Source organism: Streptomyces sp. URMC 129, assembly GCF_051386415.1.
In the GTDB taxonomy this organism is placed as follows: domain Bacteria; phylum Actinomycetota; class Actinomycetes; order Streptomycetales; family Streptomycetaceae; genus Streptomyces.
On record NZ_JBPQTQ010000076.1, the window covers coordinates 1 to 22,464 of the forward strand.

20 protein-coding genes are annotated in these 22,464 nt (G+C 72.2%); 6 read left to right on the plus strand and 14 right to left on the minus strand.

Translation table 11 applies throughout. The features are described from left to right. Positions 1 to 21: 21 nt before the first annotated feature. From ACSNOC_RS16880 to ACSNOC_RS16890, 3 genes are all read right to left on the minus strand, one after another. Complete coding sequence (locus tag ACSNOC_RS16880; RefSeq protein ID WP_436748281.1) at positions 22 to 1,176, minus strand: glycosyltransferase family 4 protein; 1,155 nt, start codon at positions 1,174 to 1,176, stop codon at positions 22 to 24. Positions 1,177 to 1,220: 44 nt separating this feature from the next. Further along, entirely contained in the window at positions 1,221 to 2,273 is a 1,053-nt protein-coding gene (locus ACSNOC_RS16885; protein ID WP_436748282.1) for an NlpC/P60 family protein, read from the minus strand. Between the two features lie 264 nt (positions 2,274 to 2,537). Next, a complete protein-coding gene (locus ACSNOC_RS16890; RefSeq protein WP_436748283.1) occupies positions 2,538 to 3,908 on the minus strand; it encodes an NYN domain-containing protein in 1,371 nt (456 codons plus the stop codon). Positions 3,909 to 4,037: 129 nt separating this feature from the next. On the opposite strand from ACSNOC_RS16890, the gene ACSNOC_RS16895 reads away from it, so the two are divergent. Further along, entirely contained in the window at positions 4,038 to 4,319 is a 282-nt protein-coding gene (locus tag ACSNOC_RS16895) for an Lrp/AsnC family transcriptional regulator (RefSeq protein ID WP_436748284.1), read from the plus strand. Between the two features lie 45 nt (positions 4,320 to 4,364). Here ACSNOC_RS16895 and trpD read toward each other — a convergent pair whose 3' ends face one another. The 5 genes from trpD to ctaE all read right to left on the minus strand — a co-directional run bounded on the left by trpD (position 4,365) and on the right by ctaE (position 9,758). Further along, positions 4,365 to 5,429: an anthranilate phosphoribosyltransferase gene (trpD, locus tag ACSNOC_RS16900; RefSeq protein ID WP_436748285.1), complete on the minus strand. Its 1,065-nt coding sequence runs from the start codon at positions 5,427 to 5,429 to the stop codon at positions 4,365 to 4,367. 126 nt (positions 5,430 to 5,555) lie between these two features. Beyond that, a complete protein-coding gene (gene qcrB, locus ACSNOC_RS16905; protein ID WP_436748286.1) occupies positions 5,556 to 7,196 on the minus strand; it encodes a cytochrome bc1 complex cytochrome b subunit in 1,641 nt (546 codons plus the stop codon). Beyond that, positions 7,193 to 8,263: a cytochrome bc1 complex Rieske iron-sulfur subunit gene (gene qcrA / locus ACSNOC_RS16910; RefSeq protein ID WP_436748287.1), complete on the minus strand. Its 1,071-nt coding sequence runs from the start codon at positions 8,261 to 8,263 to the stop codon at positions 7,193 to 7,195. Before qcrA ends, qcrB begins: the two co-directional genes overlap by 4 nt. Next, complete coding sequence (gene qcrC, locus ACSNOC_RS16915; RefSeq protein ID WP_436748288.1) at positions 8,260 to 9,069, minus strand: cytochrome bc1 complex diheme cytochrome c subunit; 810 nt, start codon at positions 9,067 to 9,069, stop codon at positions 8,260 to 8,262. The genes qcrA and qcrC overlap by 4 nt, the downstream gene beginning before the upstream one ends. Positions 9,070 to 9,137: 68 nt before the next feature. Further along, on the minus strand, positions 9,138 to 9,758 hold the full coding sequence (gene ctaE, locus ACSNOC_RS16920; protein ID WP_436748289.1) for an aa3-type cytochrome oxidase subunit III: 621 nt from the start codon (positions 9,756 to 9,758) through the stop codon (positions 9,138 to 9,140). A 146-nt stretch (positions 9,759 to 9,904) separates the two neighbouring features. Here ctaE and ACSNOC_RS16925 point away from each other — a divergent pair, with 146 nt between their 5' ends. Next, entirely contained in the window at positions 9,905 to 10,309 is a 405-nt protein-coding gene (locus ACSNOC_RS16925) for a hypothetical protein (protein ID WP_436748290.1), read from the plus strand. 191 nt (positions 10,310 to 10,500) lie between these two features. Here the strand turns inward: ACSNOC_RS16925 and ACSNOC_RS16930 are convergent, their stop codons facing one another. From ACSNOC_RS16930 to ctaC, 4 genes are all read right to left on the minus strand, one after another. Further along, positions 10,501 to 11,751, minus strand: a complete 1,251-nt coding sequence (locus ACSNOC_RS16930) for an Ig-like domain-containing protein (protein ID WP_436748291.1) — start codon at positions 11,749 to 11,751, stop codon at positions 10,501 to 10,503. Between the two features lie 131 nt (positions 11,752 to 11,882). Then, positions 11,883 to 12,281 (minus strand): cytochrome c oxidase subunit 4, encoded by a 399-nt coding sequence (locus ACSNOC_RS16935; protein WP_436748292.1) that lies wholly within the window; start codon positions 12,279 to 12,281, stop codon positions 11,883 to 11,885. Continuing rightward, complete coding sequence (gene ctaD, locus ACSNOC_RS16940; protein ID WP_436748293.1) at positions 12,278 to 14,005, minus strand: aa3-type cytochrome oxidase subunit I; 1,728 nt, start codon at positions 14,003 to 14,005, stop codon at positions 12,278 to 12,280. The genes ACSNOC_RS16935 and ctaD overlap by 4 nt, the downstream gene beginning before the upstream one ends. Then, positions 14,002 to 14,967, minus strand: a complete 966-nt coding sequence (ctaC, locus tag ACSNOC_RS16945) for an aa3-type cytochrome oxidase subunit II (protein ID WP_436748294.1) — start codon at positions 14,965 to 14,967, stop codon at positions 14,002 to 14,004. Before ctaC ends, ctaD begins: the two co-directional genes overlap by 4 nt. 189 nt (positions 14,968 to 15,156) lie before the next feature. On the opposite strand from ctaC, the gene ACSNOC_RS16950 reads away from it, so the two are divergent. Beyond that, positions 15,157 to 16,533, plus strand: a complete 1,377-nt coding sequence (locus ACSNOC_RS16950; RefSeq protein ID WP_436748309.1) for a cysteine desulfurase/sulfurtransferase TusA family protein — start codon at positions 15,157 to 15,159, stop codon at positions 16,531 to 16,533. A 133-nt stretch (positions 16,534 to 16,666) separates the two neighbouring features. On the opposite strand, the gene ACSNOC_RS16955 is transcribed toward ACSNOC_RS16950, so the two are convergent. Beyond that, a complete protein-coding gene (locus ACSNOC_RS16955) occupies positions 16,667 to 17,641 on the minus strand; it encodes a carbohydrate kinase family protein (RefSeq protein ID WP_436748295.1) in 975 nt (324 codons plus the stop codon). Positions 17,642 to 17,759: 118 nt separating this feature from the next. Between ACSNOC_RS16955 and ACSNOC_RS16960 the strand changes: the two genes are divergently transcribed. Continuing rightward, a complete protein-coding gene (locus ACSNOC_RS16960; protein WP_436748296.1) occupies positions 17,760 to 19,319 on the plus strand; it encodes a hypothetical protein in 1,560 nt (519 codons plus the stop codon). A 96-nt stretch (positions 19,320 to 19,415) separates the two neighbouring features. Here the strand turns inward: ACSNOC_RS16960 and ACSNOC_RS16965 are convergent, their stop codons facing one another. After that, positions 19,416 to 19,769: a HesB/IscA family protein gene (locus ACSNOC_RS16965; RefSeq protein WP_436748297.1), complete on the minus strand. Its 354-nt coding sequence runs from the start codon at positions 19,767 to 19,769 to the stop codon at positions 19,416 to 19,418. 257 nt (positions 19,770 to 20,026) lie between these two features. On the opposite strand from ACSNOC_RS16965, the gene nadA reads away from it, so the two are divergent. Further along, complete coding sequence (gene nadA, locus ACSNOC_RS16970; protein WP_436748298.1) at positions 20,027 to 21,220, plus strand: quinolinate synthase NadA; 1,194 nt, start codon at positions 20,027 to 20,029, stop codon at positions 21,218 to 21,220. Positions 21,221 to 21,254: 34 nt separating this feature from the next. After that, positions 21,255 to 22,106 (plus strand): GNAT family N-acetyltransferase, encoded by an 852-nt coding sequence (locus tag ACSNOC_RS16975; RefSeq protein WP_436748299.1) that lies wholly within the window; start codon positions 21,255 to 21,257, stop codon positions 22,104 to 22,106. Positions 22,107 to 22,464: the final 358 nt, after the last annotated feature.

Sequence of the window (22,464 nt, forward strand, 5' to 3'; positions counted from 1 at the left end):
GGCGGGTGGGCGACACCCCGGTCAGTCCAGGAGGGTGCGGAGGCGGTCCACCAAGAGGTCCCAGCGCCAGCGTTCCTCGACCCACGCGCGACCGCGTTCGCCCATGCGGCGACGGAGTTCGGGGTCGGTCAGGAGGGCCAGCAGGCGGTCCGCCGTTTCCTCGGCGGCCGTGGACTCGCCCGCGCGGACCACCCAGCCCGTCTCACCGTCCAGGACCGCGTCGGGGGCGCCGCCGGAGTCGCCGGCGACGACCGGGAGGCCGGTCGCGGACGCCTCCAGGTAGACCATGCCCAGGCCCTCCACGTCCAGGCCGCGCCGCCGCGTGCGGCAGGGCATCGCGAAGACGTCCCCCGCGCCGAAGTGCGCGGGCAGGTCCTCCCACGGCACCGGGCCGGTGAACCGCACCGACGCGCTCACGCCCAGCCGTTCCGCCAGCTTCTCCAGGTCCGCCCGGTACGGGCCGCCGCCGACGATCAGCAGGACCGTGCCGGGCTCAGCGGCCAGCACCCGCGGCAGGGCCCGGATCAGTGTGTCCTGGCCCTTGCGCGGCACCAGCCGCGACACGCACACCACCACCGGCCGCTCGCTCAGCCCGAGCGAGGCCCGGACGGCGGCGCCGCCCGAGTCGGGGTGGAACACCTTCTCGTCGACGCCCGGCGGCAGTTGGACCATCCGCGCGGCGGCCGAGGGGCTCAGCGCCCGCGCGATGCGGGAGCGGGTGTACTCGCCGAGGTACGTGATGGTGTCCGTGTGCTCCCCGATACGCCGCAACAGCGCGCGCGATCCCGGCAGTTGGGCCCAGGCCGCCTCGTGCCCGTGCGTGGTGGCCACGACCCGCCCGGCGCCCGCCGCGCGCAGCGCGGGCGTCATCAGGCCGAGCGGGGCCGCCGCGCCGAACCACACGGCGGTGCAGCCGTGTTCGCGCAGCAGCCCGGCGGCGCGCCGGGTGGCGGCCGGGGTCGGCAGCAGCATCGTGGTCCGGTCCCGGATCACCGGGAACGGCTGCTCGGCGTCGAACTCGGCGGTGGCCCGCAGCCCTTCGGCGTCCCGCTTCCAGGTGGAGGCGTACACCACGACCCGCCGCGGGTCGAGGCGCAGCGCCATGCTGTGCAGGAAGGCCTGGATCCCTCCGGGGCGCGGCGGGAAATCGTTCGTCACGATCAACGTCTTACGCATCGGACGAGACGATACCGCTCGCGCGGCGGGCCGGTCGGCGGAGTTCAGCCGACCCGGACGCCGAACATGAACGGCATGGACGTCACCGAGTCGTACCGGACGACGGAGCCGGACGAGGGGGCGTGGAGGATCTGGCCGTTGCCCGCGTACATGCCGACGTGGCTCAGGCCGTCGTAGTAGAACACCAGGTCGCCCGGGGCGAGCTGGTCCAGGCTGACGCGGGTGCCGACGCCGGCCTGGGCCTGGGAGGTGCGGGGCAGCGACACCCCGGCCTGTGCGTAGGCCCAGGAGGTGAGCCCCGAGCAGTCGAAGGCGCTGGGGCCGGTGGCGCCCCAGACGTAGGGGGAGCCGAGCTTGCTCGCGGCGGCGCTCAGCGCGGATTCGCCGCGCGAGGAGCCGGGCAGGTCCACGAAGTCGGTCCGGGTGTCGGACCGGTCGGCGCGCGCGGCCTCGGCGGCCCGTTCGGCCTCCGCCGCCTCCTGGGCGGCGAGTTCGGCCTGCTCCTCGGCGGTGAGCTGGTTCAGCAGCGACTGGGCCTCATTGAGCTTGCCCTGGATCGTTTCCTTCTGCTCGTCGAGCCGGGCGCGCAACTCCTCCAGCTCGGCCAGCTTGTCGGTGGCCTCCTGGCGCTGCTGGTCCAGACCGCGCTGCCGGTCCTCGATCAGCCGCAGCGTCTCCGCCTGCTGGCCGCTCACCTGGTCCAGCGTGGACGCCTGGTCCAGATACGCGTCCGGGTCGGCCGACAGGAAGAGCTGGAGCGAGGGGTCGATGCCGCCGTTGCGGTACTGGGCGGACGCCACCGCGCCCACGCTCGCGCGCAGCTCGTTCAGCTCCTCCTGGCCCCGCGCCGCGGAATCCTGCAGCTCCTCGACCTCGGCCTGGAGCTCTTCGGCGCGCTCCTTGGCGCCGTTGTACTCCTCGGTGACGACCTCGGCCTCGTGGCGGAGTTCGTCGACCTCCTCGCGGACCTCGTCGACGGTGGGGTCGGGATCGGCCTGGGCGGACTGCGAGGTGAGCGCGACGGTGGCGGCTGCGGTGGCACCGAAGATGGTCACACGGGCCCTGCTCGGCGACTTGGGACGACGGTGGGACGCCACGGGAGCGAGCTCCTTTTTCCTCAGCCGCCGCTCCGCCCGGACTGCCACGGAACCGGCGGTACCTCGCGGCCACCCGGACTGGATGGGCCTCCGCGCGAAGGTTCGACGCCCGACCCTAGCGAGGGTGGTTTACCAGGTTCAAATCCTCGCGAGTATTTTTTACTTAGCTCACACCGGCCGCGAGCGCCACGGCACACTGCGTGGGGGACGAGAGCGGCCGAACCGGCCGAAGGGGCAACGATCCGGCCAAGACCGGCGAACCGGCTAAGTCCGCGCAAGTCGCTTGACCAGCAGGGCCGATGCCACCGGGCGGGCCCCGGCACCGGCGACGCCGTCGGCGACCTCGCGGTCCGAGGACACCACGACGAGCGGACGCCCGCGCGGCTCGGCCCGCACCAACTGCCTGATGAGCTCGTCCGCCGTCTGCCCCGGTCTGCTGAACAGCACCCGGACACCGCGCGGCGGGGTCAGCAGCACGGGGGCGGCCAGCTCGGCGCCGTCGAAGACGCACGTCATCTCCGCGCCCGTCTGGGCCGCGAGCACCGCGAGCCCGCCCAGCAGCCGCAGCCGCTGCTTCTCCAGCGGCAGCGTGGGGTAGCCGGTCTTGGTGACGTTGTAGCCGTCCACGACCAGGTGGGCCTGCGGGAGGGCCAGCAACTGGTCGAGCAGCGCCGGATCGTCCTCCGCGAGGGCACGCTGGGCCACGTCCTGCGGTGTCATGCCGCCCGGCTCCACCGCGTCCACGGTCTGCGCCGGTCTCAACCGGGCGGGCGGCAGCGCCAGTTCGCGGCGCAGGCCCTGGGCCGCGTCGAGCACCGTGTCGAGCAGCAGCCGCAGCCGCATGTCCTCGATGCCGCGCCCCTCGCGCACCGCCTTGCGGCTGGCCTCAAGGGCGGCCTCCGCCTGCGCCAGCCTGGCCCGCAGCCGCCGGGCCTCGCCCTCGGCGGCGGCCCTGGCGCCGGCCGCCTCGGCCCGCGCCTCCTCCAGCTCGGCGCGCAGCTTGCGCGTGGCCGCCTCGCCGCGCCGGACGTCGCTGACGGCGCTGCGCAGCTTCCGGTGGACCGCGTCCGCCTCCTTGCGGGCCGCCTCCAGCTCGGCGCGCAGCCGTTCGCCGTCCGCGCGGGCCGCCGCGTGGGCCTCGGCCAGTTCCTCCCGCAGCCGGGCGATCTCCCGCTCCCGCTCCTGCTCGGCGCGCTCGGCCTGGGCCCGCTGCGCCTCCTCGCCCGCGGCGGCGACGAGCTTGGCCCAGCCGGGCGGGCGCAGCACGAACGCGGCGGCGGCGACGTCCACCGGGTCGGCGGCGGGCGGCGGCGTGCCCTGCTCGACGGCCTCGGCGAGCTCCGGCTCCACGGCGCGCAGCCGGGCGGCGACGCGCTGCCGGAAGAGGGAGTCGCTCTCCAGGGCGGCGGCCATGGCGCTGCCGCCGAACTTCACCCGCCGGGAGGGGGTGAATCGGGCATACTGCCGCAGAGTGACGGGCAGTTCCGCGATGGTCATCCCGCTGAAGGAGTCCCCCGCGAGCAGGATGACCCGGTGGCGGACCCGCTCCGGCAGCGGCCGGTCGAGGGTTTCGGCGGGCTCCCCGGACTCGGGCTCGGGCCGCCCCGTCGCCTCGTCGTCATCCGTGGGATCCACCGTTCGCACCGTCCGTCAGCCCTGTCGTTATCCACTGTCACCCTACGCGCTACGGCGCCGCCACGGCCGATGTACCGGGCTAAGGTGAGCCCTGCGTACCGCGTCCGCCGCACAGGGAAAGGCTCAGCCGTGATCACTTCGATCGTGCTCATCAAGACCAGCGTGGACCGCGTCCCGGAGGTCGCGGAGCAGATCGCGGCGCTGGAAGGAGTCAGCGAGGTCTACTCGGTGACCGGCCCCCACGACCTTATCGCCCTGGTCCGGGTCCGCGGCCACGAGGACCTCGCGGAGGTGATCCCGGGCCGTATCAGCAAGGTACCGGGCGTGCAGTCCACCGAAACCCACATCGCGTTCCGCACGTACTCCCGCCACGACCTCGAAGCGGCCTTCTCCATCGGCCTCGACGCATAGGGCCTCGGCGCGCGGCGCCTCCGGCGGGAGCACGTGCCCGCGGGGCTACCGGTGGCTGGCCGCGATCCAGCGTTCCAGGGTGGTCTTCGCCGCGCCCGTGTCGATCGACGCGGCGGCCCTGGCCATGCCGGCCGCGATCTGTTCGGACAGCGGGGCGTCCTGGGGGTCCAGGGCGACCAGCGCCGCCGCCGAGTTCAGCAGGACCGCGTCCCGGACCGGGCCCCGCTCGCCGGCCAGCAGGCGGCGGGCCACCTCCGCGTTGTACGCGGCGTCCGCGCCGCGCAGGGTCTCGATCGGGGCCGGTTCGAGGCCGACGTCCCGGGGGTCGAACTTCTCCTCGCGGACCGTGCCGTCGCGCACCACCCACACCGTCGAGGTCGTGGTGAGGGTCAGCTCGTCCAGGCCGTCGTCACCCCGGAACACCAGGGCCGAGGTGCCGCGCTCCGCCAGCACGCCCGCGATGATCGGCGCCATCCGCGCGTCCGCGACACCCGTCGCCTGCGCCCCGACGCGGGCCGGGTTGGTGAGCGGGCCCAGGACGTTGAACGTGGTCGGCACGCCGAGCCCCGTCCGCGCGCCCGCCGCGTGCCGCAGCGCCGGGTGGAACTTGATCGCGAAACAGAACGTGATGCCCGCCTCGACGGCAACCTCGGCCACCCGTTCCGGGGTCAGCTCCAGGTTGACGCCCAGCTTCTCCAGCACGTCCGACGCGCCGCTGGCGCTGGAGGCCGCGCGGCTGCCGTGCTTGACGACCCGGGCGCCCGTGCCGGCGACGACGATCGCGGACATGGTCGAGATGTTGACCGTCTTGGCCCGGTCGCCGCCGGTGCCGACGATGTCCACCGTGCGTCCCGGCACCTCGATCAGCTTCGCGTGCCGGTACATCGTCCGGACCAGGCCGGTGATCTCCTCCACCGTCTCGCCCTTGGCCCGCAGCGCCACGGCGAAGCCGGCGATCTGCACGTCCGTCGCGTCGCCGCTCATGATGCGGTCCATGGCCCACGCGGCCTCGCCGGCCGTCAGGTCCCGGCCGGCGAGCAGCGACGCCAGCAGGTCCGGCCAGGTGCGTTCGGCCGCCGGGTCGCCTCCGGCGGGGGTCACAACGCTCATGCAGCTCACTCCTGGAGGAGGCGGGTCGGTGTCGTCGGAGCAGAGCCTAGAGCCAAACGCCGAGGGCCGTGGCCGCCGCCCGGATGCGGGCGGTGACCACGGCCCTCGGGGCCGGAGCGGGATCGCTCAGTGGTGTCCCTCGCCGCTGGTGATGGCGCGGTACTCCTCGGCGGTCGGCTTGGCGATCTGCGCGTGCTCACCGAAGTAGCCACGGCTGATCCGGGCGCGCAGCCGCTCCAGCGGGCTGACCTTGCGCCGCACGCCGTTCTCGTCCGTCTCCGGGCCGATCTCGGCGGGCCGGTGCTGCTCGTGCGCCATGAGCGTGTACAGCTGGTGCTGCGGCAGCGGCTCGTGCACCTCGACGAACTCGCCGTGCGGCAGCCGCTTGATGACGCCGGTCTCCCGGCCGTGCAGCACCTTCTCCAGGTCGCGGCGCTGGAGCCCGATGCAGATCCGCCGGGTGGCGACGAACGTGAGCACCGGCAGCACGAAGAACGCGATGCGGCAGAACCAGGTGATGGCGTTGATGGACAGGTTGAAGTTGACCGCCCACACGTCGTTGCCGCCCGCGATGAGGCAGACCACGTACGCCGTCAGCCAGGCCACGCCGAACCCGGTCCGGGTCGGGCTGTTGCGCGGGCGCTCCGCGATGTGGTGCTCCCGCCGGTCCTTGGTGACCCAGGACTCGAAGAACGGGTAGAGGCCGATCAGCACCAGCATGCCCGGGAAGACGCCGAGCGGGATCATCAGACCCAGGTTCAGCGTGTATCCGCCGGGGATCACCCACTCCCAGCCGGGCATCATGCGCACCAGGCCCTCGGAGAAGCCGAGATACCAGTCCGGCTGGGCGTTGGTGGACACCTGGTCGGGCCGGTACGGCCCCAGCACCCACACGGGGTTGATGGTGACGGTCGCCGCGATGGCCGTGATGACGCCGAAGACGAGGAAGAAGAAGCCGCCGGCCTTGGCCATGTAGACGGGCAGGAACGGCATGCCGACGACGTTGGTGTTCGTCTTGCCGGGCCCGGCGTACTGGGTGTGCTTGTGGTAGAAGACCAGGATCAGGTGCGCGGTCACCAGCGCCAGCATGATGCCCGGCAGCAGCAGCACGTGGATGACGAAGAACCGGGGAATGATGTCGTGCCCCGGGAACTCCCCGCCGAACAGGAACATCTGCAGGTACGTGCCGATCACCGGTGTCGCCAGGATCGCGCCCTCCATGAACCGGATACCGGTACCGGAGAGCAGGTCGTCCGGCAGCGAGTAGCCGGTGAGGCCGGTGAAGATGGCCAGGATCAGCAGCGTCCAGCCGAACAGCCAGTTCAGCTCGCGCGGCTTGCGGAACGCGCCGGTGAAGAACACCCGCATCATGTGGAAGAGCAGGCCGACGACGAAGATCAGCGCGGCCCAGTGGTGGATCTGCCGGACCAGCAGACCACCGCGGACCTCGAAGCTGATGTCGAGCGTCGAGGCGTACGCCTCCGTCATCATGACGCCCTGCATCGGCACGTACGGGCCGTCGTACTCGATCTCGGCCATGCTCGGCACGAAGAAGAGCGTCAGGTAGGTGCCGGTGAGGATCAGGATGGTGAAGCTGTAGAGGCAGATCTCACCCAGCAGGAACGACCAGTGGTCGGGGAAGATCTTCCGCATGTTGGCCTTGGCCAGGGTGTAGAGCCCCAGCCGACCGTCGGTCCAGTCGGCGAGGCGCTCGCCTGGGCCCGCCTTGCCCCTCGTCTTCGGGGCGGCGTCAGTCGTCGTACTCATCCGCGCTCCCAGAAGCTCGGGCCGGGCGGCTCCTCGAAGTCGCCGAGCGCTTGGAGGTAGCCTTCGTCGTTCACCGAAATGCGAAGCTGCGGCAGGGGGTGGCCTGCCGGGCCGAAGAGCACCCGTGCCCCGTCGGCGAGGTCGAACGTCGACTGGTGGCAGGGGCAGAGCGCGTGGTGGGTCTGCTGCTCGTAGAGCGTGGCCGGGCAGCCGATGTGGGTGCAGATCTTGGAGTAGCAGAGGATGCCCTCGTGGCCCCACTCGGCCGAGCGCTGGTCCTTGATGTCCTCGGGCTCCAGGCGCACCAGCATGACCGCGGCCTTGGCGATCTCCGCGTGGAAGTCCTCGGCGTGCGGGTCCAGGCTCTCCGGCCTGGCCTGGGTGAGGGAGCCGACGACGATGTCCTCCGGGCGCAGCGGCTCACCGGTGGAGTCGTTGACGATCAGCTCACCCTCCTTCCACGCCGTGTGCCGCAGCCTGCTGTAGGGCAGCGGACCCAGGTCGCGCAGCAGCACGACACCGGTGAGCGGGACGAGGGTCAGCGCGCCGAGCATGGTGTTGCGGACCATCTTGCGGCGGCCCCACTGGGACTCGGCGACGCCCTGCTTCCAGTCCTCGAAGACCTTCGCCTTGACCTCGGGAGTGGCCTCGACGGCGTGCCGCTCGTCCGCGGTCTCCAGGTCGGACATCAGGGTGCGGGCCCAGTGGATGGCGCCGGCGCCGGTGGCGAAGAGCGCCAGGGCCAGCGTCAGGCCGAGTCCGAAGTTCGTGGCGCTGATGTGCCCGAACGGCCAGATGTAGACGATCGTCTCGACGCTGACGGTCGAGTAGACGGCGATGAAGCCGACGGTGGCCAGCATGGCCACGATGAACAGCAGGGAGACCGTGCGCTCGGAGCGCTTGGCGGCCCGCTCGTCCACGTCCTGGCGGCGCGGCTCGTGCGGGGGCAGCCCCGGGTCGGCGAACGGGTCGTCCGCGACGGCGACCTGGCCCCTTCCCTCCGGGCTGCTGGGCAGGTGGTCGTCGGACAGCACCTTGTCGTTTCGTTCGTTGTCGTGGCTACTCATGACTTCCTGGCCTTCGCGGTCCTGGCGCCGATCCACACGGTCACGGCGATCAGGGCGCCGATGCCGAACGTGAAGGCGAAGAGGCCCTCACTGACGGGGCCGAAGCCGCCGAGCGTGAAGCCTCCGGGGTTCTCGGCCTCGGAGGAGTTGACCTCCTGGAGGAACGCGATGATGTCCTGCTTCTGCTCCTCGGGGAGGGTGGAGTCGGGGAAGGAGGGCATGTTCTGCGGGCCGGTGAGCAGGGCCTCGTAGACGTACCGGGGGTCGACGCCGTCCAGTCCGGGTGCTTCCTTCCCGTGCGTCAGGGCGCCGCCCTGACCGGTGAAGTTGTGGCACTGGGAGCAGTTGGTCCGGAACAGCTCGCCGCCTTCCGCCGAGTCGCCCTCGGCGGGGTCGTAGGCGCTGGGGTTCGGCACGGACGGGCCGGGGCCGAGGGAGGCGATGTACGCGGCGAGCTGATCGATCTCGGCCTGCGTGTACACCGCCGGCTTGTCCGGCGCCTGCGGGCCCGGCTGCTGCATGGGCATCCGGCCGGTGCCGACCTGGAAGTCGACGGCGGCGGCGCCCACGCCCACCAGGCTGGGGCCGTCGCTGCCGCCCTGGCCGCCCGCGCCGTGGCAGCTGGAGCAGCCGACGTCGTAGAGCCTTTTGCCCTCCTCGATGGCGAGGGACTGGGCCGCGTCGTCGGCCTTCGCCTCGTCCGCGGGGGCGAACGCGGCGTACAGCCCCCCTGTGGCCGCCAGCGCGAGGAGGAGGACGACGAGTGCCGCCATGGGATGGCGTCGTCGTGCGGAGAGCTTTTTCACGGATTACCCCGGTGTCAGGATCTTCTGCGTCGGTGCTTGATAAGTGCGTACAGTGCGTCGACCGGCCGCTACTGGATCAGGTAGATGGTGGCGAAGAGGCCGATCCAGACGACGTCGACGAAGTGCCAGTAGTACGACACGACGATGGCCGTGGTGGCCTGTTCGTGGGTGAAGCGCCGCGCGGCGTAGGTCCGGCCCAGGACGAACAGGAACGCGATCAGCCCGCCCAGCACGTGCAGTCCGTGGAAGCCGGTGGTCAGGTAGAACGCCGAACCGTAGGGGCCGGAGGAAAGGGAGATGCCCTCGTGCTCGACCAGCTCGACGTACTCGGTGACCTGGCCGCCGATGAAGATGGCTCCCATGATGAAGGTGACCACGAACCAACCGCGGAGCTTCTTCACGTCGCCCCGCTCGGCGGCGAACACGCCGAGCTGACAGGTCAGGGAGGAAAGCACCAGGATCGTCGTATTGGTCGCGGAGAAAGGCAGGTTGAGCGCGTCCGCGTTCTCCTGCCAGTAGTCCGCACCCATCACCGACCGCAGGGTGAAGTACATCGCGAAGAGGGCCGCGAAGAACATCAGCTCGGAACTCAGCCAGATGACGGTCCCGACACTGGTGACGTTCGGCCTGTTGACCGAGGGGATCGCGTGCCCGGTATCTACTGCTGTTGCTGTCGCCACGCCCGTCATTATGTCGGGCGGTTTTCGGGCGCTTGCCCCGGGGGTGGGGTTCGGTGTGTCCCCACGTCCGCGCGGCACGCCGATGCCCTGCCCAGGCCGCCCGGGACGGAGTAGCATCCGCGGCGACGACACCCGCTCCACCCCGCGGAGGAACGATGGAGAGCACCGCCACGGTGCTGGTCTACAGCGACAACGCCCACACCCGCGAGCAGGTGCGCCTGGCGGCCGGGCGGCGGCCGGCGGACGACGTCCCGGCGGTCGAGTACGTCGAGTGCGCGACGCTGCCCGCGGTGCTGTCCGAGCTGGAGAAGGGCGGCATCGACGCCTGCGTGCTGGACGGCGAGGCGTCCCCGGCCGGGGGCATGGGCGTGTGCCGCCAGATCAAGGACGAGATCTTCGACTGCCCGCCGGTGCTGCTGCTGATCGGGCGCCCGCAGGACGCCTGGCTGGCCACCTGGAGCCGCGCGGAGGCCGCCGTGGCGCACCCGGTGGACCCGGCGGAGCTGGCCGCGTCGCTGGCCTCCCTGCTACGCCGGCGCCTCCCGGCCACCGCGCGCTGACCGGGCGCGACGCGGCGGGGCGTCGCTAGGCCCTGTCCTGCCGATCTTGCCGGGCCCGCGACGCCGGCCACGGCACCTCGCCGCGTTACCGGATCGCACGCATACGGCCACGTATGAGCCGCGATCCGGCGCCTTGCGATGCACCCCGTCCGACACCGCGGGCTGATCCTGCAAGATCGACAGGACAGGACCTAGATGCTCGGGGCCAGCCGGCCTTCCGGCTGGTCCGCCGCCGGCCGGTCCTCGCCCTGGAGGGCGCTGCCCTCCAGCCAGGCGTCCCAGGACAGGTTCCAGTCGCCGAAGCCGTTGCCGAACGGCGCCATGTCCTCGCCGAATCCGTTGACGTGCTCCACGATGTCGCCCGGCTTGATCAGCTCGTAGAACCAGCGGGCGTTCTCGGTGCTCAGGCCGGTGCAGCCGTGGCTGACGTTGTCCACGCCCTGCGAGCCGACCGACCAGGGCGCGCCGTGCACGTACTCGCCGCTCCATGTGAGCCGGGCCGCCCATTCGACGTTCAGGTCGTAGGACTCGGCGCTGCCGGCCGGGATGCCGATGCTGGTGCCGGTCATCCGCACCTGTGCCTCGCGGCCGAGGACGACCTTCTTGCCGCCGCGGGTGCGGAAGCCCTCCTTGCCCGTGGTGATGGGGACGGTGCGCAGCTCCTCGCCGTTGCGGGAGACGGTCATGGTGTGGGCGCTGATGTCGGCGACGGCCTCGACCCGGTCGCCGGTCTTCAGCTCCAGGGGCTCGCCGCTGCCGCCGCGCAGCCCGTCCCTGATGGACAGGCCCTCCAGGTGGGAGGTGACGGTGATCCGGGCGTGGGCGGGCCAGTACTCCTCGGGGCGGTAGTGCAGCTCCTTGTCGTCCACCCAGTGCCAGGCGCCCTCGACGGCGGGCTCGGAGCTGACCGCCAACGCGCCCTCCACCAGCGCCCGTTCGCGCTCGTCGGAGATGCCGCGGCTGAGCGTGGCGGTGATGGGCTGGCCGACGCCGTAGGTGCCCGCCTCGGGGCCGAAGGTGACGTCGACGCGCTTGGTGTCCGAGGCGCGGGTGGTGAAGCTGTGCACGCCGCGCCCGGGGGCGCCGCCGCCGTCCTCCGTGCTGACGCGGACGGTGTACGTGGCGTCGGCGGCCAGCGGTGAGGTGCTGCGCCAGCCGCGGCCGTCGGCGGACAGCTCACCGGCCAGGGGGCGGCCGGTGGTGTCGGTGGCGACGACGTCGGTGATGCGGGTGTCGGAGCCCTTGGCGCTGATCTTCAGGGGCGAGTCGGGATCGACGGCGGTGGCGTCCTCGCGGCCCGCGGTGCCGAAGGAGAGCTGCTCCGTGGCGTCGTACGGGTCGGCCGCCAGCGGGTGGTCGCCGTCGCCGCAGGCCGTCAGCCCGGCCAGCAGCGGAGCGGCCAGCAGCGCGGCGCTGAGGGTGAACCGAGATATGTGACTCATAGCCACAAACTAAGAACATTGCGCCGAAAGGGCGCGCTGGCTTGCTGCGAATGGGGTGGCCCCCCCGAGGTCTCGCCTCCGGGGGGCCACGGGTCACACCGGCGCGCCGCGGGCGGCACCGGGCGGCACGGTCACTGGTTCTGGTTCTCGCCGCGGTAGTACTCGAAGACCCACAGCCACAGGCCGACGGCGATCAGGGGCGCGGTGAAGTACAGGAACCACCAGCCGAAGACGGGGCCCATGAACGCCGCCGCGCCGCCCGCCCCGAGGACCAGCGGGGCCCAGCTGTGCGGGCTGAAGAAGCCGAGCTCGCCCGCGTCGTCGGCGACGTCCGCGTCCTTCCGGTCCTGCGCGCCCGTGTCGACCCGGCGGGCGGTGAAGATCAGGTAGAACCCGACCATCGCCGACAGGGCGAACGACAGGAACAGGGCCGTGGTGCCGACCGGCTCCTTGGACCACAGTCCGTAGACGATGGCCACGGACAGCATGAAGACCGAGATCCAGGCGAACAGGTGCCCTTGGATCCTCACTGGCCGGCCTCCTTTCCGGTGAGCGCCTCGGCCTCGTGGCGGGCGTCGTTCTCGAGCTGGTCGAGCGCCGCGACCTCGGGGTGGTGCAGGTCGAAGGCCGGGGACTCGGACCGGATCCTGGGCAGCGTGATGAAGTTGTGCCGGGGCGGCGGGCAGGAGGTCGCCCATTCGAGCGAACGGCCGTAGCCCCAGGGGTCGTCGGTGGTGACCTTCTCGCCGTACTTCCAGGTCTTCCAGACGTTGTAGAGGAACGGCAGCATCGACATGCCGAGCAGGAACGACCCGATGGTGGACACCGTGTTGAGGGCGGTGAAGCCGTCCGCGGCCAGGTAGTCCGGGATGCGGCGCGGCATGCCCTCGGCGCCCAGCCAGTGCTGGACGAGGAAGGTCAGGTGGAAGCCGACGAACAGCGTCCAGAAGGTGATCTTGCCCAGCCGCTCGTCCAGCATCTTGCCCGTCCACTTGGGCCACCAGAAGTGGAACCCGGCGAACATCGCGAAGACGACCGTGCCGAAGACCACGTAGTGGAAGTGGGCCACCACGAAGTAGCTGTCGGAGATGGCGAAGTCCAGCGGCGGCGAGGCCAGGATCACACCGGTGAGACCACCGAAGAGGAAGGTGATCAGGAAGCCGACCGACCAGAGCATCGGGGTCTCGAAGCTGAGCGAGCCCTTCCACATGGTGCCGATCCAGTTGAAGAACTTCACACCGGTCGGCACCGCGATCAGGAAGGTCATGAACGAGAAGAACGGCAGCAGCACCGCGCCCGTGACGTACATGTGGTGCGCCCACACCGTCACCGACAGGCCCGCGATCATGATCGTCGCGGCGACCAGGCCGATGTAGCCGAAGATCGGCTTGCGGCTGAAGACCGGGATGATCTCGGAGACGATGCCGAAGAACGGCAGCGCGATGATGTACACCTCGGGGTGGCCGAAGAACCAGAACAGGTGTTGCCACAGGATCGCGCCGCCGTTGGCCGCGTCGAAGATGTGGGCTCCGAAGATCCGGTCCGCCGCCAGGGCGAACAGGGCGGCGGCGAGCACCGGGAAGGCCAGCAGCACCAGCACACCGGTCAGCAGCACGTTCCAGGTGAAGATCGGCATCCGGAACATCGTCATGCCGGGCGCGCGCATGCAGATGATGGTGGTGATGAAGTTCACCGCGCCGAGGATGGTGCCGAAGCCGCCGAGGGCCAGGCCCATCACCCACAGGTCGGCGCCGACGCCCGGCGAGCGGACCGCGTCGGACAGCGGCGTGTAGGCGAACCAGCCGAAGCTGGCCGCGCCCTGCGGGGTGACGAAGCCGCCGACGACCATCAGGCCGCCGAAGAGGTACAGCCAGTAGGCCAGCATGTTCAGCCGCGGGAACGCCACGTCGGGGGCGCCGATCTGCAGCGGCATGATCCAGTTGGCGAACCCGGCGAACAGGGGGGTCGCGAACAGCAGCAGCATCACCGTGCCGTGCATGGTGAAGAGCTGGTTGAACTGCTCGTTGCTCAGGTACTGGTTGCCCGGGCGGCCGAGTTCGGCGCGCATGAGCAGGGCCAGGATGCCACCGATGATGAAGAAGAGGAACGACGTCGTCAGGTACATCGTGCCGATCGTCTTGTGGTCGGTGGTGGTGAGCCACTTGACCACGACGGACCCCGGCTGCGGGCGGCGCGCCGCCGCGCGGATCGCGGGCGCGACGTCCGACTCCTGGTTTTTCTCGAGGATACTCACGACTGCCCCTCGTTGGTCTCGGCGTTCCGGGCGGCGTCGGTCTGCTCGATACCGGCCGGGATGTACCCCGTCTGACCCTGGTCCGCGAGCTCCTCCAGGTACGCGTCGTACTCCTCGGGCGACACGACCTTGACGTTGAAGAGCATGCGGGAGTGGTCCACGCCGCACAGCTCGGCGCACTTGCCCAGGAAGGTGCCCTGGCGGCTGGGCGTCACCTCGAAGGTGTTGGTGTGCCCGGGGATGACGTCCTGCTTCATGAGGAACGGCACCACCCAGAAGGAGTGGATGACGTCCCGGGAGGTGAGGACGAACTGGACGGGCTCACCCTCGGGCAGCACCAGGGTGGGGCCCGGGTTCCCCGTGTCCGGGTCGCGGTCCGCCGGCGTGCCGACCTCGTAGACGCCGTTGGCCCCTTCGGGGAAGCGGTCCTGGATGTCGTCCGGGATGGACGCCAGCTCGGCGGCCTCGCGGGCGTCGCCCTCGTGGTCGCCGACCCGCTCGATGTAGTTGAAACCCCAGCTCCACTGGAAGCCGACCACGTTGATCACGTGCTCGGGTTCGTCCGAGGTCTCCAGCAGCTCGGTCTGGTCACGGGCGGTGAAGTAGAAGAGCACCGAGACGATGATCAGCGGAACGAGCGTGTACAGGGCCTCGATGGGGAGGTTGTACCGGTTCTGCGGGGGGACCTCGACCTTCGTCCGGGAGCGGCGGTGGAAGAAAACGCTCCACAGGATGAGGCCCCAGACCAGCACCCCCGTGGCGAGCGCGGCGGCCCACGAGCCCTGCCAGAGGGACAGGATGCGGGGCGCCTCCTCCGTCACCGGGGTGGGCATACCGAGGCGGGGGAAGTCCTCCGATGTGCAACCTGTCGCGGTTGCCAGGACCAGGCCCGCGATGAGCGCCTGCGGCAGGAACCGCCGCATCGGGCGCCGCGACGAGCGGTCGGAGCCGTTGGGACTCACGTAGCGCCTTCCCGAGAGTCTCGCCCATGGTCCGGGCTGCCTTCGCGCGGAGCGGGGCCGGCCCTGACACGGGCAGGGGTTTGGATGTTTATGCGGACCAAACCCTACTGGACGTCCCCCGGGCCCACGCGGGGAGGGTGGTCCAACGCACCGGGGTGGCGGAACGACGGGATTGTTAGCGTGGCGGACGTGCCCTACTTCGACGCCGCGTCCTCGCTTCCCCTCCACCCCGTCGCCCGGCAGGCGCTGGCCGCCGCGCTGGAGGACGGCTGGGCGGACCCGGCCCGTCCGCACCGGGAGGGGCGGCGGGCCCGGATGCTGCTGGACGCGGCGCGCGAGACCGCCGCCGAGGCGGTCGGCTGCCGCCCGGACGAACTGACGTTCACCACCTCGGGCACACGCGCGCTGCACACCGGCGTCGCGGGCGCGCTCGCCGGGCGGCGGCGGGCCGGGCGGCGGCTGGTGGTGTCGGCCGTGGAGCACTCGGCGGTGCTGCACGCGGCCGAGGCGCACCGGGAGGCGGGCGGCGAGGTCACCGAGATCGGCGTGGACCGGGGCGGCCGGGTGGCGCCGGGGGACGTGGCGGCGGCGCTGGGCGACGGCGCCGCGCTGGTGTGCGTGCAGTCGGCCAACCACGAGGTGGGGACGCGCCAGCCGGTGGGCGAGATCGCGGCGGCGTGCCGCGCGGCGGGGGTGCCGTTGCTGGTGGACGCGGCGCAGTCGCTGGCGTGGGGGCCGGTGGAGGACGGCTGGTCGCTGCTGGCGGCGAGCGCGCACAAGTGGGGCGGTCCGGGCGGGGTGGGGCTGCTCGCGGTGCGCAAGGGGGTGCGGTTCGCGCCCGCGCGGCCGGTGGACGAGCGGGAGTCGGGACGCGCGCCGGGCTTCGAGAACATCCCGGCCGTGGTCGCGGCGGCGGCGTCGCTGCGGGCGGTGCGGCAGGAGGCGGACGCGGAGGCGGCGCGGCTGAGCGCGCTGGTGGCGCGGATCCGCGCCCGGGTGCCGGAGGTGGTGCCCGACACCGAGGTGGTCGGCGACCCGGCGCACCGGCTGCCGCACATCGTGACGTTCTCCTGCCTCTACGCCGACGGGGAGGCGCTGCTGCACGCGCTGGACCGGGAGGGCTTCGCCGTCTCGTCCGGCTCGTCGTGCACGTCGAGCACGCTGACGCCGAGCCATGTCCTGCGGGCGATGGGGGTGTTGTCGGAGGGGAACGTCCGGGTGTCGCTGCCGCCGGGGACGGCGGAGGAGGACGTGGAACGCTTCCTCGCCGCGCTCCCCCGTGCCGTGGCCTCGGTCCGCGCGGCGCTCGACGTCCCGCCGTCGCCGGGGACGGCGGACCCGTTGCTCGTGGACTCCCTGGGCAAGCGCTGCCCGATCCCGGTGATCGAGCTGGCCAAGACGCTCCCCCGGGCCCCGGTCGGCGAGGTGATCACGGTCCTGTCGGACGACACGGCGGCCCGCCTCGACATCCCGGCCTGGTGCACGATGCGCGGCCAGGAGTACCTGGGCGCGTCCCCCAACCCCGACGGCCCTGGCACGGCCTACCGCGTCCGCCGCCTGTCCTGAACCCCACGGCTCCCCGCCGCGCGCGCCGACCCGCCACGGCCGACAGGAGGCCCGGACGCAGGACGCCACCCGGCACACCGCCGGCCCACGGTGGGCGACGCGGCACCCGGCGCCGGTCCGGCCCGACCGGGGGTCAGGCCAGGTGGGCCCGGACCTCGTCGGCCGCTTCGATGCCGTAAGCCTTGGTGAAGCGCTCCATGAAGGGGCCGCGGTTCAGGGTGTATTCCTGGGTGCCGATCGTCTCGATCACCAGAGTGGCGACCATGCAGCCGACCTGGGCGCAGCGTTCCAGGGGGGCGCCCCAGGCCAGGCCGGAGAGGAATCCGGCGCGGAAGGCGTCGCCGACGCCGGTGGGGTCGGCCTTCGTCTCCTCCTCGGGGCAGCCGACCTCGATCGGCTCCTCACCGAGCCGCTCGATCCGCACGCCCCGCGCGCCCAGCGTGGTGACCCGGGTGCCGACCCGGGCGAGCACGTCATCGGCCGACCAGCCGGTCTTGTTCTCGACGAGCGCCTTCTCGTACTCGTTGTGGAACAGGTACGCCGCGCCCTCGGTCAGCATCCTGATCTCCTCGCCGTCCATGCGCGCGAGCTGCTGGGAGAAGTCGGCGGCGAACGGGATGCCCCGGGTGCGGCACTCCTCGGTGTGGCGCAGCATCGCCTCGGGGTCGTCGGCGCCGATGTGCACCAGGTCGAGGCCGCCCACGCGGTCCGCGACGGCCTGGAGCTCGATCAGCCGGGCCTCGCTCATCGCGCCGGTGTAGAAGGAGCCGATCTGGTTGTGGTCGGCGTCGGTGGTGCACACGAACCGCGCGGTGTGCAGGAGTTCGGAGATGCGGACCGAGGCGGTGTCCACGCCGTGCCGGTCGAGCCAGGCCCGGTACTCCTCGAAGTCCGCGCCGGCCGACCCGACGAGGATCGGGGCCGCGCCCAACTGGCCCATGCCGTAGCAGATGTTGGCGCCGACACCGCCTCGCCGCACTTCGAGGGAGTCGACCAGGAAGGACAGCGAGACGGTGTGGAGCTGGTCTCCGACGAGCTGGTCGGCGAACCGGCCGGGGAAAGTCATCAGATGATCGTGGGCGATGGAGCCCGAGACGGCGATACGCACGGCGGTTCCGCTCCCGAGGGCGTCAGGCGACAAGGACCACCAGGCTACCGGTGGAACCGCTCGTGACGTCGTCCCGTCCAACGGGCGTACATATCCGCCGGATCCGAGGAGCGATGGTATGGCTGACGAGGAGACCCGCGAGGAGGCGGCCACCCCCGGGGGCCAGGACGGTGACGGGCGCCGCGGGTGGCCCGTGATCACGGCCGTCGCGGTGGCCGTGGCGGTCATCGCGGGCGGTCTGTACGGAGCGAGCGGGCTGCTGGGCGACGACGGCGGGGGCGGCGGCGACAGCGGCGGCGACGCGTCGGAACCGCTGGTGCTGGACGGCGCAGCGGCCCTCACGATCGATGCCCGGGGGGACGCGGCGGTGGCCCTGGAAACGGCCGGTCCGGCGCCGCTGCGGCTGACCGGTGACGCGCCGGCCGCCCCGGAGCGGGCCGCGGTGTACGGCTTCGGGGAGGTGACCGGCGACCAGGTCGCCGGGCTGGCGGCGGCCTTCGGCCTGGACGGCGAGGCGGTCGAGGAGTCGGGCGGGTCCTGGACGGTGACGAGCCCCGAGCCCGGGGGGACGGCCCTGACGGTGACCGGCGCGGCGCCGGGCCACTGGTCGTACGGGGGACAGGTGTACGCGGAGATCACCGATCCGATCGACCCGGACTCCTCCGTGGCGAGTCCCGAGATGCCGGTGGACGACGCCGGGGGGACGCCGCCGTCCCAGGAGGAGGCGCTGAACGCGGCCGAGCCGCTGCTCGCGGACCTCGGCCTGGCCGACGCCGATCTGGACGCGACGCTCACCGCGGCCTCCCAGCGGGTCGTGCGGGCGTTCCCCGTGGTGGACGGCCTGCCGGTGCACGGCCTGCGGACCGAGCTGTACGTGGGTCCGGAGGGCGAGGTGACCAGCGCCACGGGCGTGCTGGCGGTGCCCGAGGCGGGCGCGGAGCGCGACGTCTCGCTGGACGCCGCCGGGGCCGTCGAGGGGTACAACGACGCGCTGGCCGAGCTGCCCGTGCCGGAGATCGCCTGCGCCGAGCCGGCGCCGGAGCCCGGCGGAGAGCCGGAGCCCGGCGGGCAGTCGGAGCCCGTCGCCCCCGCCGAGCCGGACACGGAGTACGCGTGCGCCGCCCCCGGGGAGAAGCCGGGGCCGGTGGACGTGACGGCCGAGTTCGGGCTGGCGCTGCACTACAGCGAGCAGCAGGCGGTGCTCGTGCCGTCCTGGCTGTTCCGGGGGACGCTCGCGGGTGACATACCGACCGTGGTGAGCCACCCGGCCGTCCCGTTCTCGTACGCGGCGGACGGCGGGGCGCCGGACGCCCCGGCGGAGCCCGCCGAACCGGCCGAGCCCGCCGACCCGGAGCAGCGCTCCGGGGCCGGGTCCGCGCCGGGCGACCGCGGCCAGGAAGCGGCGGACCCCGCGGAGGCCGGCTGGTCGGTCGCGCCCTACGACGCCTCGGACACGACCCTCACCCTGACCTTCTGGGGCGGGGTCTGCGACGACTACGCGGCGACGGCCGAGGAGTCGGACGACGAGGTGACGGTGCGGCTGGAGATCACCAACCCGGACCGCGAGGATTACTGCGTCCTGGTGGCCGAGGAGATGACGACCGAGGTGTCGCTGGACGAGCCGGTCGGGGACCGCGCGCTGCTGGACGAGCGGGGCGAGCCCATCCCGGTCCGCTGAGGGCGGGGACGCGACGGCGGAGGCGGCGGACCGTGTCGATCGGTCCGCCGCCTCCGCCGTGCTGTGCCGGGCCGCGCGGGGCCGGGCCGGTGGCCTTTAGCTGAAGGAGTCGCCGCAGGCGCAGGAGCCCGTGGCGTTCGGGTTGTCGATGGTGAAGCCCTGCTTCTCGATGGTGTCGACGAAGTCGATCGAGGCGCCGCCGAGGTAGGGGGCGCTCATCCGGTCGGTGACGACCTTCACACCGTCGTAGTCCTTCACCACGTCACCGTCGAGCGAGCGCTCGTCGAAAAAGAGCTGGTAGCGCAGACCGGAACATCCGCCGGGCTGGACCGCGACGCGGAGCGCGAGGTCGTCGCGCCCTTCCTGCTCCAGCAGGCTCCTGACCTTCGCCACGGCCGTGTCGGAAAGGATGATGCCGTCGTTGACAACGGTCTCTTCCGTTACGGACATCTGCGTATCTCCCAGGTAGTACGGACTGCACTGTGTGCGCAATGCTCTGCCGAGTGGGCCAACAGACGGCCACCCGGATTCATTCCACCGGCGGCACGCCTTTTCTGGTTTCCCCCATGCTCGCACACCGGGGCCGGTCGCGGAATGCGTCACAGTGACGCTATCGGCATCGTCAACGTGACGCGAAGCGGATATCATCCATTGTGTCAATCCGACGAAAAGGCGTCGGACAGCACACAGAAAGAAGGGTGGGAGCCGTGAACACCGCCCAGACCCTCGACGTCGAGCCGACCCCGCTCGCCCTCCTCCTGCTCGGCCGGGGCTCCGACCCGGCCAGCGAGCGTGGGGTGGACTGCCCGGGCGATCTGCCGGCGGCCTCCGACCCCGGCCTGGTGGAACGGGCCCGCGCGGCCAGGGCCAGGCTCGGCGACCGGCTGTTTGTGCTCGGCCACCACTACCAGCGGGACGAGGTCATCCAGTTCGCGGACGTCACCGGGGACTCCTTCAAGCTGGCCCGTGACGCCGCCGCCCGCCCGCAGGCCGAGTACATCGTCTTCTGCGGCGTCCACTTCATGGCCGAGTCCGCCGACATCCTCACCACCGACGCGCAGGCGGTGATCCTGCCCGACCTGGCCGCCGGCTGCTCCATGGCCGACATGGCCACCGCCGAGCAGGTCGCGGAGGCGTGGGACGTGCTGACCGACGCGGGTGTGGCCGACGTCACCGTGCCCGTCACCTACATGAACTCCTCGGCCGACATCAAGGCGTTCACCGGTCGGCACGGCGGCACCGTCTGCACCTCCTCGAACGCCACCCGCGCCCTGACCTGGGCCTTCGCCCGGACCGGCGACAGCGACAACGGGAAGGTCCTCTTCCTCCCCGACCAGCACCTCGGCCGCAACACCGCCGTGCGCGAGCTGGGCATGTCCCTGGAGGACTGCGTCGTCTACAACCCGCACAAGCCGGGCGGCGGGCTCACCGCCGACCAGCTGCGCCGGGCCCGGATGATCCTGTGGCGCGGCCACTGCTCGGTGCACGGCCGCTTCTCGCTCGACTCGGTGAACGAGGTCCGCGCCCGCATCCCCGGCGTCAACGTGCTGGTCCACCCCGAGTGCAGGCACGAGGTCGTCGCGGCGGCCGACCACGTCGGCTCCACCGAGCACATCATCAAGACCCTGGACGCCGCGCCGGCCGGCTCCAAGTGGGCCGTGGGCACCGAGCTGAACCTGGTCCGGCGGCTGGCCAACCGGTACGCCGCCGAGGGCAAGGAGATCGTCTTCCTCGACCGGACGGTGTGCTTCTGCTCCACGATGAACCGCATCGACCTGCCGCACCTGGTGTGGGCCCTGGAGTCGCTGGCCGACGGGAAGGTCGTCAACCGCGTCACCGTCGACCCCGGCACCGCGCACGACGCCCGGCTCGCCCTGGACCGGATGCTCGCGTTGCCGTAGCAGGCACGCCCCGCGCCGGGTCACGATGGATCCCATGATCCTGCGCCGCGTACGAGACAGCCGAGCGGACGCCGAGGCCGTGCGTTCCGTGACCGTCGCCGCCTTCGGGGGCGGGGAGTGGGAGGAACGGCGGACCGTCCGGTTCCTGCGCAGAGTCCGGCATCTGGCCGGGACCGACCCGGCCGGGTGCTGGCTCGCGGAGGACGACGCGGGCCGCCCGGTCGGGGTGGCGCTGGCGTCCCTGCGCGAGGGCCTGTGGGGGCTGTCGCTGCTCGCGGTGGTGCCCGAGGCGCGGGGCAAGGGCGTGGGCAAGGAGCTCATGCGCCGGGCGGCGGCCTACGGCCGGGGCACCCTGCGCGGCATGATCTGCGCCCGGCCCGACTCGGCCGCGGCCCGCGTCTACCGGGGCGCCGGGTTCACCCTGCACCCGTCGATGCGGCTGTCGGGGACGGTGGACACCACGCGGCTGACCGTGCCGGACGGCCCGGCCATCGAGGGCGGGCCCGCGCAGCGGGACCTGATGGACTCCGTGGACCGGCGGCTGCGCGGCGCCGCCCACGGACCCGACCACGGCGAACTGCTGCTGCACTGCCGGGTGGTGGTGGCCGACGACCTGGCCGGCAGCGGGTACTGCTACCTCGACGAGAACGGCAACGTGGCGCTGCTGGCGGCCACCTCCCGCCGGATCGCGGTCCGGCTGCTGACCTCGGCCCTGCTCAGCCTGCCGCCCGGCTCGACGGCGACCGTACGGCACCTGACGGCGGAACAGGACTGGGCGCTGGACGTCGGATTCGCGGCCGGTCTCGAACTGTCCGCCGACGGGTACCTGTGCCTGCGCGGCATGCGCCCGCCGGCGCCGTACCTGCCGTCGCCGCAGTTCCTGTGAGCCACGGCCCGCCGGGCGCGCCGCCCGGTGCGTCCTGGGGCCGCCCCGGCCGCGCGGGCCGTCCCGTCGTCGCCGGAGGGCGTCCGGCGCGCCGACGGCTACGGCACCGCCGTGGTGGTGCAGGCGCCGACCGCCTGACGACGTAGACATCACCGCCGCGAGCCGATCTGCCGGGCGAGCCGGCGCGCGACGGCCACCTCCCGGCCTCCCCCGGACCGGCATCCGGGAGGGACCCATGGCGGGGGCTCCCGAAGATGAGGCCGTGGGTCTGTCCGCGCCGTCGCGTCGGACCGGCCCGCGGCTCCCCAGGCGGGTGCGAGCGCTCCCGATGGCGTGGCGCGGGGGCCCGGCGGCCTCG